This is a genomic window from Neobacillus bataviensis, assembly GCF_019969725.1.
Window position 1 is genome coordinate 483,795 of sequence record NZ_JAHXYW010000003.1, and the last position, 12,157, is coordinate 495,951.

12 protein-coding genes are annotated in these 12,157 nt (G+C 36.1%); 4 read left to right on the top strand and 8 right to left on the bottom strand.

The window, feature by feature from the left end:
- Window positions 1-106 precede the first annotated feature (106 nt).
- A complete protein-coding gene (locus LC455_RS10775) occupies window positions 107-313 on the top strand; it encodes a hypothetical protein (protein WP_223590704.1) in 207 nt (68 codons plus the stop codon).
- Window positions 314-352: 39 nt separating this feature from the next.
- Here LC455_RS10775 and sstT read toward each other — a convergent pair whose 3' ends face one another.
- Window positions 353-1,591: a serine/threonine transporter SstT gene (gene sstT, locus LC455_RS10780; protein WP_223590706.1), complete on the bottom strand. Its 1,239-nt coding sequence runs from the start codon at window positions 1,589-1,591 to the stop codon at window positions 353-355.
- 419 nt (window positions 1,592-2,010) lie between these two features.
- Here sstT and LC455_RS10785 point away from each other — a divergent pair, with 419 nt between their 5' ends.
- Window positions 2,011-2,256, top strand: a complete 246-nt coding sequence (locus LC455_RS10785; protein WP_223590707.1) for an ABC transporter — start codon at window positions 2,011-2,013, stop codon at window positions 2,254-2,256.
- A 104-nt stretch (window positions 2,257-2,360) separates the two neighbouring features.
- On the opposite strand, the gene LC455_RS10790 is transcribed toward LC455_RS10785, so the two are convergent.
- From LC455_RS10790 to LC455_RS10815, 6 genes are all read right to left on the bottom strand, one after another.
- Window positions 2,361-2,849: a GNAT family N-acetyltransferase gene (locus LC455_RS10790; RefSeq protein WP_223590709.1), complete on the bottom strand. Its 489-nt coding sequence runs from the start codon at window positions 2,847-2,849 to the stop codon at window positions 2,361-2,363.
- Window positions 2,850-2,994: 145 nt separating this feature from the next.
- Window positions 2,995-3,297 carry an MTH1187 family thiamine-binding protein gene (locus tag LC455_RS10795; RefSeq protein WP_223590711.1) on the bottom strand — a complete coding sequence of 101 codons (303 nt, stop codon included), beginning with the start codon at window positions 3,295-3,297 and terminating at the stop codon, window positions 2,995-2,997.
- Between the two features lie 88 nt (window positions 3,298-3,385).
- Entirely contained in the window at window positions 3,386-4,051 is a 666-nt protein-coding gene (locus LC455_RS10800) for a hypothetical protein (RefSeq protein ID WP_223590713.1), read from the bottom strand.
- 83 nt (window positions 4,052-4,134) lie between these two features.
- Entirely contained in the window at window positions 4,135-5,124 is a 990-nt protein-coding gene (locus LC455_RS10805) for a helix-turn-helix transcriptional regulator (protein WP_223590714.1), read from the bottom strand.
- A gap of 27 nt (window positions 5,125-5,151) precedes the next feature.
- The gene (locus LC455_RS10810) at window positions 5,152-6,999 is read right to left on the bottom strand and encodes a PAS domain S-box protein (protein ID WP_223590716.1); all 1,848 of its coding nucleotides are present in this window, start codon (window positions 6,997-6,999) and stop codon (window positions 5,152-5,154) included.
- 116 nt (window positions 7,000-7,115) lie between these two features.
- Window positions 7,116-7,808 carry a Na-translocating system protein MpsC family protein gene (locus LC455_RS10815; protein WP_223590718.1) on the bottom strand — a complete coding sequence of 231 codons (693 nt, stop codon included), beginning with the start codon at window positions 7,806-7,808 and terminating at the stop codon, window positions 7,116-7,118.
- A gap of 614 nt (window positions 7,809-8,422) precedes the next feature.
- On the opposite strand from LC455_RS10815, the gene LC455_RS10820 reads away from it, so the two are divergent.
- On the top strand, window positions 8,423-9,526 hold the full coding sequence (locus LC455_RS10820) for a hypothetical protein (RefSeq protein WP_223590720.1): 1,104 nt from the start codon (window positions 8,423-8,425) through the stop codon (window positions 9,524-9,526).
- A 44-nt stretch (window positions 9,527-9,570) separates the two neighbouring features.
- Here the strand turns inward: LC455_RS10820 and LC455_RS10825 are convergent, their stop codons facing one another.
- Window positions 9,571-10,794 (bottom strand): MFS transporter, encoded by a 1,224-nt coding sequence (locus LC455_RS10825; protein WP_223590722.1) that lies wholly within the window; start codon window positions 10,792-10,794, stop codon window positions 9,571-9,573.
- 563 nt (window positions 10,795-11,357) lie between these two features.
- On the opposite strand from LC455_RS10825, the gene LC455_RS10830 reads away from it, so the two are divergent.
- Entirely contained in the window at window positions 11,358-12,113 is a 756-nt protein-coding gene (locus LC455_RS10830) for a YoaK family protein (RefSeq protein WP_223590725.1), read from the top strand.
- The last annotated feature ends 44 nt before the right edge of the window (window positions 12,114-12,157 follow it).

Consider the following 12,157-nt stretch of genomic DNA (forward strand, 5'->3'; position numbering starts at 1 on the left):
TTTTTTAATTGATGAAAACAATAAAATTATTCAATTTCAAAGAGGATATTCACATATTGTTGTAGAATTCTGAAAAGTAACAACATTTTGTGAGGAGTGGGGAGAGTTGAAAATAAAAGTAGTGATGGATAGTGGAAAAGAATATGTAATTAACGAGAAGGATTTTTCATTAAATGACTTTACCGCTTCTTTTTATACTGAATCCCCCAATGGATCAAGAATCTTAAATAATACGCTTGTATACTTGGATGGGGAAGAAAAAATCGTCATCAATCCAACGCATATTTCATCTGTCGAGGTTATTGAAAAGTGATAAGAAAGCCCTCTATTCTATGATAGAGGGCTTTTATAGTTACGCTGCTTTTTTGATGTCTATTTTTTTGCCTTCCTTAAGCTGCTTCCTGAAATCTGCAGTTGCTGTGAAAAGTACGTCTGTAGATGAGTTTAAAGCTGTTTCAAAGGAGTCTTGTAATACTCCGATGATAAAGCCTACACCAACCACCTGCATAGCCACATCAGCTGGAATTCCGAATAAGCTGCATGCTAAAGGAATCAGTAATAACGAACCGCCTGCAACCCCTGAAGCACCGCAAGCACACACCGCGGACAGGACGCTGAGGATAATAGCCGTTGGTATATCCACATGAATACCAAGTGTATGAACCGCTGCAAGTGTCAAAACGGAAATCGTAACTGCTGCACCAGCCATATTAATGGTGGCACCTAAAGGAATAGACACAGAATACGTATCCTTATCTAAACCAAGATTCTCACATAATTTCATATTAACGGGAATGTTTGCAGCCGAGCTGCGTGTAAAGAAGGCTGTAATTCCACTTTCCTTTAAGCACTTAAATACAAGCGGATATGGGTTCTGACGTATTGCTGCGAATACAATGATTGGGTTGACTACAAGTGCTACAAAGAACATACAACCAATTAAAACAGCCAGTAATTTTCCATAGCTTAGTAAAGAGTCAAGGCCATTCGTTGTAATTGAGTCAATGACAAGGCCCATAATTCCAAAAGGTGCGAGCTTAATTACCCATGTAACTACTTTGGATACAGCATCAGAAAAATTAGAAATCATTGTTTTTGTCGAATCAGGTGCATTTTTTAAAGCCAATCCAAGGACAACAGCCCATGCTAAAATACCAATATAGTTCGCATTGTAAATAGCTTTTACCGGGTTATCGACAACATTCAAGAGTAATGTTTTGAGAACCTCTACAACACCGCCAGGAGCCGTTACATCCTCAGCGCCCTCTGCTAGTGTTAATCCTACAGGAAAAATAAAGCTTACAATAACAGCAAAAAGTCCCGCTAAAAATGTTCCTAAAAGATAAAGGAAAATGATGGACTTCATATTGGTTTGCTGACCTTTTTTATGTTGAGCTATTGCCGACATAACCAAGAAAAGTACCAAAATAGGTGCTATTCCTTTTAAGGCCCCTACAAACAAAGAGCCTAAAATGACTAAAGGCTTTGCTGCTTGCGGAATTGCTGCTGCCAAGATAATGCCAATTATTAAACCGACAATGATTTGTTTTACCAAGCTAATTTGATTCCACTTTTTCAATAGATTTTTCATTAAATTCTCCCCCATTTATATGAATTTCACCATTCCCTTGTCGTTAAAATTTCCCCTTTTGAATCCCTTATCTATGTTTTAGGGATTCATAATGTTCAATTCAAAAATAAATATGTTTTTGACAACAATAACAATTATTATCAACAATTAGTATTATAATGAATATTTAGATATATTACAATAGTGTTAAAATTATTTAGGTGGATAGCGGCAGACATTTTCTAAATATTAGATATAAGTTAACACACCTGTAAATCATATAAATTTATCCGGGCTGAGCTTGGCTCAAATATAATGACTTCTTATTACATCCGATTTTTAGTGCCTATCTTTGAGCCTCTTTTCATGTTTTTTATAAACAAGCTGTAAAGTACATGCATATCCTAATGTTGAACAACCATTGACAGGGGGTGAATTTCATGGGTCATCATTGTCATTGTAATGGTCATTGTCACTGCATTTTTGGATGTTTCCTTGGATTTTTAACAGGAATGGTATGGCTGCTATTTGCATTATTGGGGTACATTACTGAGGTATGTGGACTAATCGGTCTTGGGGGAGTACTTGGAAATATTTTAAACATCCTAATTGGGTTAATTGGATTCCTTGCTTTTCTTTTCTTTGGTTTATGCATATTTAAAAAAGCCTGGCGCTGTTGCAAATAACTATTGAATAACAATGTCCGGGCTAAACCCTTTTGTTGCTGACAGTCTCGTCTTAGAGACTGTTTCTTTAAATAAAAAAAGCTGTCATAACAGCTTTTTTTTACTTACTCTAATTTTTTAACCATGTTATACCAGATTACACCACCATGTTCCGATCTAGATACACCCATGTTGATATATCCATATTTCTCATAGAAGCCAATTAGGTCTTCTTTGCAGGTGAGTGTAATTGTTTTACGTTTGTTTGCTCTTGCTTCTTCTTCAATTTTCGCAAGTAACGCTGCTGCCACGCCGCGTGTTTGAAAATGTGGTGTTACTGCTATTCCTAAAACACTTTGATGTCCGCCAGAAGGGGGATTTGGCTGAATTTCACTGAATAAGTCATCTGTAATGAATGGTGATTCGATAACGGGGCCATTGACAAAACCTACAATAAAACCATCCTTTTCAGCAACAAAGAAACTATCCGGTATGATTTGAATACGCTTTTGAAACGCTTCTTTTGTGGCAGCCTCTTTTTTTGGAAAGCACAGGTTTTCAATGATATTAATTTCAGGTAAATCTTCTATTTTTACGTTCCGTATATGCAACATTGAATACATGCCTCCAAAATAAATTAATAGTTTTATATATTAATTTCCTCTCATACATAATATCACGTGTTTTCCACCATAAAAACAAAAAAAAAGGCATTCTTAAAAAAAGAATAACCTCTTCTCCCTTTTGGGTTCATAGTGCTTATAATTTTGCTTGTACGGCCTGAAGCTTCCGTTCCATTGTATTTTCTTTGTCCCGGCGATCATCAATTCGAATATTAGTACATACTCTTTGCAAGCCTTTCTGAAATGGAACTTCATGAATTTCCTGAACGACTTCAATTAATAATTTTAAATCTCCTTCTATCAAAGTGCTCATCGGGGTTAGTTGATACTTTATTCTCCCCTCATACTGACGAAGAACTCTTTGAATTTCAGCTACATACTCACTAACACTTGGTGTCCCTGTCCCAACTGGAATCACGGTAATATCAATAATAGCCACACTTTAACCTCCATTACGGAAAATTACTGTTTTGTCTGCTTTCAAAAATATCCTACCACTAGTAGTCCATGAACTCCAGCACCAACCATTATTTAACAGGAGTTAATTGGACAGATTCGTGAGTTTCGATAATATCCCCCTCGTCACAGAAGAATGTATAATCACCAGTTCCAATTCCTCCTGCACTGCCAAGAATAGTATTTACTTTTGCAGAACCGCTGTCCCCGTCATAAACGAAGAAATTAGAGCCGCGTCCTAATGCATGTGCAATATATCTGCCTGCCGGGATATCCTTTCCTACAACATATTGTCCTGAACCTAATTTCTTTGGTGCCCCTTCTGCTTTTTGCAGTTGGCCTGTAGCGGAGGCTAATTTGGCTTGAGTATCTTTAAGCTGTGCCTCTGCATCTGATAGTCCATTTTTAGCTTCTGCCAGCTTAGCATCTATATCTTTACGGCCGTCAGCCAGTTCCTTATCTAGTGTGCCTTTTATATCCTTTAGTTTCGCTTCTGATTCTGTCAGTTCTTTTTGTACTGAATCCTTTTTATCGATTATGGTTTGCGCCTCATCCCTATCTTTTTTTAAGGATGAGACATCTTTTTTTAACTTGCTAATTTCTTTATCCAAAGCCGTAATATCCATTTTTTTATCATGAACCGTTGTCTCTGCTCCGCTTGAACCTATTCCTGCTCCAATAAAGATTAAGACAAACGCACCTAGTATTATACCGGCTATCTTTAAATACTTTTTCACTGTAAATCCCCCTCGTATATTTTTATCAAATTGCCTTACAAACTGAATTATATAAAAAAGGGTGCACCAAAAATGGCGCACCCTTACGAATATAATTGATACATTTTCTCAATTTCATCTTTCATCTGCTTTACTAATGACGGCGGAGATAGGATTTTTGCTTTGCTGCCCCAGCCGCGGAGCCAATTGAAAAAGCCTTCTCCGACAATGGCTTTGGTTTTTAGAATAAAGGTATCCTCATCAACCTTCTTAATATCCGCGTCCAACCCGAATTTATCGATAATGGGGTTAATAAGGCTTTTATCTTTAAACTCAATCTCTACCCATTCCCCTTGTCCGGAGAACATATGAAAGTTGATATGCAAGTATCCGTCGATATTATAGTCCTTACTTTTGAAGCGAAGTTCCGTTACTTCAACATCTCTCATTTTATCGACGCGATAATTACTTAAGCCTACCTTATTCTCCTTTTGGCCAATCATGTAATAGAAGCCTTGATCCCATATGAGGCCATATGGGTGGTAAATATACTCCTGTCCATTCCGATTTAGCTCAAAAGTGCGGTCGATATTGAATTTTCCATATTTAAATGTAATCACTCTTTTTTCATCAATGGCTTGATGGATTTTATCAATATACACCTTTGTTAAATGATAAATATGATTCATGGATTTGTTGTATTTGATTGGGCTTGGCAATGTTTTGGCGATATGCTTACTCGTAAGCTGGCTTAGTTTGCTAATCATATTTTTAGCCTGCTCTTCTGTTACAAAACTGGCTGAAAGTATCGCATCAACCAGCATTCTAAGCTCATACGTTTCGAAAAGCCTCGATTGATGACTATAAACAATTTTTCCGTACTTTTCCCCTTCATGGAGAATTTCAAATCCGCTCTCATTTAAGGATTCAATATATCGTTTAATTCTTTTTTTATCAATTGGATCATTGGCGGCAATAGCAAGCTGCAGTTTATCGATTAAATCCGTCATTGATAATTTGTGTTCTTCGTCTGTCTCTTCTAACAGGATTTTTTTAAGAGCCAATATCTTTGTTGTATTTGGAACATCAGCCATGGGGAATCCTCCCATAAAATTATTTTTCTATTGGTCCAGTTTAATTGGAATAATCATTTCAATAATAGTCCCTTTATCATCGCTCCAAAAATGGACGCAGCCGTTATGATTTTCAATTATTTGCTTGGATATCATAATGCCTAAGCCTGTACCGTTTTCTTTTGTGGTGTAAAAAGGCTCTCCAATCCGTTTTAGAATGTGGTGCGGAATTCCGGCCCCTGTATCCTTAAATAAAATCTTAATATTATCTTCATTATATGGTTTTATTTCAATAGTAACCATGCCTCCATCGGGCATCGCTTCAATTGCATTTTTTAAAAAATTGATAAAAACCTGTTTTAACTGATTTTTATCACAGTGAATCATCAAATCCCTGCATTCATTTACTATTTCGATTTGGACATTATTAATAATCGCCTGGGTATCAATTAATGTTTTCACATCTTCGATTAGGGAGTGCATATTCTCTATTCCAAATTTTAAATCCTGTGGTTTGGCCAGCACCAATAGCTCGCTTAGAATCAATTCAATCCGGTCTATCTCCGATTGAATAATGTCAAAATACGTTTTTTCCTCTAATTGGTTCTCCATTAATTGTAAAAACCCTTTAATTGCAGTGAGTGGATTTCGTACTTCATGAGCAATTCCTGCAGCCAGTTGACCAGCTATTGTTAGTTTTTCTGAATTTAATAAGAGTTCCTGAGTCTTTTTCTTTTCTGTATTATCGCGAATAATAACATGCTGTGCCGGCTGATTTTGAAAAAATGTTGGAATGCCTTTGATCTCCACTTGGATGCTGGATCCATCCAAACGAATAATATTAAATGGTTTAAATTCTGTTGTGTTTCCATCAATAACACTGGCAATCCGTTTTTTTACTTTCTCATGGTCTGCAGGATGAATCAATTCTAGAATAGATTTCGAAATGAAATCTTCAGGTGTTGTAGCACCTAATAAACCTACACCCGTTTCATTAATAAACAATATTTTTTCATCTTTGACGATAATCACGGCATCGGGGGAATGTTCAACTAAATCACGAAAAGCTTTTTTTCGGCTCCATAGTGCTTCCTCTGCTTGTCTTCTTTCTGTAATATCGCGAATGACGCTAACGACTTCTAAAATATTTTTTGTGTCAGGGTCAATGATTGGGTTACAAATGGATTCGATCCAAACGAAACTTCCATCTTTTTTCCGAAACCGGTAGGAATTTCTTCCCTTTTCAAGACTGCTTAATACTTCTTTACGGTCAAGAATTGCCTTCTCTTTATCTTCTTGATGAAGTAATATGGAAGAATGTTTTCCAATTAATTCTCCAGAAGTATACCCCAGAATATTTTCACAAGAAGGGGAAACGTAGAGAATTTTCCCTAACAAACTTGTGCTCACTATCATATCTAATACATTGTCGGTCAATACACGGTGAAATTCTTCTATTTTTCTAACCTCTGACTTTTTCCTTTTTAATTGTGTGATATCCTTTGCAATCGCATGTATTCCAACAATGGTATTCCTTCTACCTATCGGAATATTCGTAATATTCAAGTCAATGATTTTCCCATCTTTTGCAGTCATTCTACAATCAAAGTTTTGTACTTCTCCCAAAGTGGCTTTATGAAAATAATGAAAAACTTCGTCTAAGCTTTCAATTCGAAAGAACATTTGAAGCTTCATTTGGATGGACTCTTCAGTACTATATCCGGATAACTTCACAAAAGCTGGATTTACCAGGACGACATTGCCATCTAAATCAAAAGCCAAAATGGCATCATTATTACCATAAAACAGCGTTTCATTTCTACTAAAATTTTCATTTACATACTCTATTAATAGTTGTCTCTTTTCCGCTTTAATAATTTCAATAGGACTGTTCATCTCTCTCTATCAGTTCCTTTCCCCAAATTTATATATAAAAAAAGCCAAGATGAGGTTGAAACTCATCCTGGCTTGTGTCTAGCTCAATCATATTGTCTAACCCACTACCGCCGCTATTAAGTTGCTGACAAGACAAGCACAATGGCACTCTTATCGAGGCTGAAATCCCAATCCACAAAGATATCAATTACTTTTGTATTGAGAATCGCTTCAAAATTATTGCTATTATGTAATAATCTCTTTTCAAGATTTCGTTTAGCCAATTTTAATGTTTCGGAACCTCCTAATCGAATTAATTCCCTTTCGATGGAAACGAGAATTCCTTTTCTAATCACGACTAAAGTTCTTTGATTTAATCGAAAGGACAACACTTCTTCGGGATCCTTTTGAGCTTGAATACTAATTCTTTTGATTTCCTTGTGAAGATTTTCTCTTCCTTCGAAATCATCGCTCTTTATTTCATTCGTTTCCGAAGAAGAAGAACTAATGCCAACGAATACGCCGCTTTTATTTTGAAGGCTCCAATCATAGTAAAATTCTTTAATTTCCATGCCTGTTAATATTTTTATATAGGCCTTAAACTCGGGAATTAGGTTTTGCATTAACATATCCCTCGTTTTTTGAACAATGGACTCTTGATCTTGCCCTAATAGGACAACTTCAGACGGAGTGATAAAGTTTCGTAAATAAACAGACATAATGGACTGATTATAGGAAACAAACACCGATTCAGGTCCTTTTCCAAAATTTTCACGCAGTGTCCGGCCAATATAACTGGCAAGCTCCATTTGTACTTGTTTGTTTTCCAAAAAAATCATCCTCTTATTTAAGATAAAAGCGTTATTTCTTTTATCCCAATTTATATTCTAAGTTTTTCCATTAAATTTTTCAATATATTTCCTATTACTTACTTGCAATTAGTAACCTTGGTCTAATACCTAAGAACTACTCTAAAATTGGAATTTTGTCAAAAAAAAGAAGCAGTAAGCAACTACTTCAAACAGTCTTTCAATAAAATAAGGAGGAAGTACAATTATTATGTTTCTAAATTGGAGAATTTATTCCCAAAAAAGCCTTGAGCCGCTTAAAATTTGCATTTTGGACATGGCTGAAAGCGGTTTTTACTCTTACCACAGTATTGACACTTATCAGATTCCTGGTTTCCGTTTTTATTTTTCCATTGATCAAAAGTGATTCGGCCAGAACTTTCATCGTTTAAATACTTTATATAATCTTTTCCATAAATATGAATCAACGGTATCACCTCCAAGTGCTCACTATCAATGTATGCGCTTACATCCGTTGAAAACACTGACATTTATAAAAAAAATTCTCCTATAGAAGTCCTCTATCCAGTAGTTTCGACCATTGAGGATAATGATGGTATAATAAATTTATATCTAATAAAACCACGGTGATAACTATGCTTTATTTATCCATATTGATTTTTCTTTTTGTTTGCATCATTTTGTTTTTCACTTTTAAAAAAATCTATATCCGAACTTCAACAATGGCCATTGTGATGGCGATAGGGATTGTTACTCAAGGAGTTCTATTTAACTACTTTGGGACCCAGTTTTTTCAGCATATTTTCGGGAAAATTTTAACCATCATAAACCTTTCTTTATGGTTTGCCTTCATTTTATCTTTCGTCATTGCCCTGCTGGATGGTAGATTTAAAGATATTCATTATTCCAACCGGATCAACCGTTTTGGGATTGGTACTTGGGTTGCGGGTACATCGATAAGCGGCATCTTGTTTTATAAACAATTTTTCCACTGGGGATTTATTTCCGAAATGATTGCTTATATTAATATTGTCTTGTGGGGCATTTATCTTTGGGTAAGTGTAAAAACTTTTATTGAAATTTCACAAACCAAATCCTATCGGAGTGTACACGGAATTCTTCTACTAACAACTGTAAGCACACAATCGATTGTCCTGTTACTGAATACCGTTTTCAAAGGATTTCCGGTCATCTTTAATCTATCTTTATTAATTATCGGGTTTAGTTTTTATCTTGTTTGTGTTTTCTTTATTATATATAGATACGTAAAAAGTGCTTGGTCGATTGAATTGGATTGGAACAATACGAACTGCATCCTTCATGGTGCTTTATCCATTTCCGGTATTGCCTGTTTAGTCACTGGCATCATCAGTATTGAAGCCATTAGATGGATTTGGAGAGCCGCCTTAATAATTTTCATAACCGTTGAGTCCATTGAAGTCTATAGGCTTTTTAGACGGATTAAATACTATGGATTTAAAAATGGGATATTTATTTACGATGTAACCCAATGGAGTAGGATTTTTACCTTTGCGATGTTTTACACATTTACAGCCCTCATCCATACCCATTTATTTATCGGATCTTTTGTAATTGACACGATCTTAAACTTAGGAGTCTGGGTCGTTATGATTCTTTTATTGTTTGAACTAATACTGAGTTTTCGTGATGTCATATCAACTTATAAGAAATCTTCTAGAAGAATTGGAAAAGAAAATGAAATAACCTCCCCGTTTTGATATGGGGAGGTTATTTCATATAAAAAATGTGTAATGAGATAGAATTATACAGCTTCAGAAAGCTTATTCACTGTTTTCGACTTTCGTTCAGACTGACCTTTTTTCAAACTTAACATTGCCATAAATGAGATACAATAAAGAACGGCAAGATAGCTCATGGCTGTGGTTACATTCGCATGCTCTAAAATGAATCCAACTAAAATCGGGGATAATCCTCCAAGTGCTCTCCCAAAGTTAAAAATTGTGTTCGTGGCTGTGCTGCGAATTTCAATTGGATAATAATAACTAATTAAAGCTCCATATCCTGCAAACATTCCATTTGAGAAAAATCCGACGATTGCACCGCCAATTAATACTCCTGTACTGCCGGACGCATACGAATAGAAGAATACAGCCACTGCTGACGCTAGTAAGAAGATCCCATATGTCCACTTCATTCCTAGACGATCCATAAATTGACCAAAGGTTAACATCCCCACAATCATTCCAACTGCCGTGCTGATGGTCCATAGAGCCGAACCGGAAACTGATAATCCTTGTGATTGCTGCAGCATGGATGGCAGCCAGATCATCAAACCATTATAGCCTGCAATTTGTACTGTCGCCATGATGGCTAGGGCAATGGTGGTTGCTGCAGTTTTTCGATTTGCAAATAATTGCTTCAACTTTCCTTGCTTATCAATATTCTGTTTCGCTTTTTTTGATTTCAGCCACTCTGGCGATTCATCTAAATTCTTACGAACGATAAAGGCAAAAATAACTGGAATTACTCCGATGAAAAACAATCCTCTCCATCCCCACGCAGGAAGAATAAGCGCACTAAGTAGTGCTGCAAGAATCACCCCAAATTGAGCACCTACACTTACATATGATGAGGCTCGTCCTTGCTTATTCCTTGGCCATGCTTCTGCGACAAGAGTCATGCCGATTCCGTATTCCCCTCCGGCACCTAACCCAGCAATGAACCTAAAAATGTATATTTGTTCAATATTGGTCGCCAAACCGGTTAAGCCAGTTCCAATGGCAAACAAAATTATTGTATAAGTAAAAACTTTTACTCTACCAAACTTATCGGCAAGGATTCCGAAAATCATTCCTCCAAAAAGCATTCCTAAATTCGTAATAGAAGAAATAAGTCCGCCAGTTGCCATGCCAATATGAAATTGTCCAATAATCATCGACATAGCGAAGGATATAAACATAATATCCATTCCTTCAAGGGTTAAACCTGCTACGGATGCTACGACTGTTTTTTTCTGATAATTCACTTTTGCATTCTCCTTCCAAGCCTCTCTGGACTATGATTAAAAGATACTTTTGCAAAATAAAATACCCTTCCGTCCAAAAAGACAAAAGGGTATCATATATCAAAATTCATATACGATGTTAACTTTCGCCTTTTTGGCCTCTCTGGACCAAGTTAAAGGGAATTTATTTTTTCTTATACTACCATGATAATAAACAATTTGACAATAAAAAACGCCATTAATTTTCTTTTTTCGATATTAAGACAAAAAAATTTACATAAAATTTAAATGGTCTTCATATATTGCAATGGATAAGAAAAGTAGAATGTGGATGAAAGGTGGAGTTTACATGGAGAACAATACTCATGTTTTTTATAATGGGAAGAAATATATAATTCTATATAAGTACACTTCTGGATACTGTGAAATAAAGGAAATTGGAAGTTTTTATAATATTGAATTGGTTCATTCATCTGAGTTAGAAAATATAAACTAAATATTTACGCAAAAATATAGTTACAAAGGGGGAAGCTTAAAATATGGTAATTTGTTAAAAAACTTTTAATATGTTTTGGAGATGTTCTATGGAAAAGTCTCAAGGCAGCGTGTCACAGAATATAGCACTATCCTATTTGAGAAAGTATGTAAATATAAGTATGTCTAAGGTTCCTCGAATCACTCCAGAATCCATTGGTTTAGGCATATTACTCGCTTTAGTGGGAGGGTTTTTGGATGCATATACCTATGTCAGCAGGGACGGTGTTTTTGCCACTTCCCAAACAGGGAATATTGTATTGTTGGGCGTGGAAATAGCTCAAGGGCATTGGAAACAGGGGTTAAAGCATCTTCCCCCGATTGTGGCATTTGTTATAGGGGTGATTGTAGCCGAGGGACTAAAGCATCCGAAAATTACGAGAATTTTCCCCTATCCGGCCCGCTCCGTTCTATTTTTGGAGGGCCTTGTCCTAGTTATAGTTGGTACCTGGCCGCCCCAAGTTCCAGATATGGTTGTAACTGTTACGATTGCCTTCGTCTCATCCGTACAAATTTCATCTTTTCGGACATTGGTGAAATGGCAATTTAATTCAGCCATGGTCACAGGAAATTTGCGGACAGCCGCAGAAGCAGCCTACACGGCACTTGTATTGCAAGACCGGCAAAATGTCATTCAATTTATTGACTTCACGATTATCATTATTTCTTTTCTTGGTGGCGCCTTCATTGGTGCTGTATCCACTCTTCATTTTGGAATTAAAGCGATATGGATCGTCTCAGCCATTCTCATTTGTGCCATGCTTATTTTAAACGCCAATCCTAAAACCTTACTGAACAAGGGTTGATTTTTTTATATAAAATAGCGGTTTCCTTTTAACCTAGCATAAAG

Coding starts and splice junctions, on each gene's coding strand:
- LC455_RS10785 (WP_223590707.1), top strand. CDS start 2,011: ATGGGTCATCATTGTCATTGTAATGGTCATTGTCACTGCATTTTTGGA.
- LC455_RS10810 (WP_223590716.1), bottom strand. CDS start 6,999: ATGAACAGTCCTATTGAAATTATTAAAGCGGAAAAGAGACAACTATTA.
- LC455_RS10820 (WP_223590720.1), top strand. CDS start 8,423: ATGCTTTATTTATCCATATTGATTTTTCTTTTTGTTTGCATCATTTTG.
- LC455_RS10805 (WP_223590714.1), bottom strand. CDS start 5,124: ATGGCTGATGTTCCAAATACAACAAAGATATTGGCTCTTAAAAAAATC.
- LC455_RS10830 (WP_223590725.1), top strand. CDS start 11,358: ATGGAAAAGTCTCAAGGCAGCGTGTCACAGAATATAGCACTATCCTAT.
- LC455_RS10790 (WP_223590709.1), bottom strand. CDS start 2,849: ATGTTGCATATACGGAACGTAAAAATAGAAGATTTACCTGAAATTAAT.
- sstT (WP_223590706.1), bottom strand. CDS start 1,591: ATGAAAAATCTATTGAAAAAGTGGAATCAAATTAGCTTGGTAAAACAA.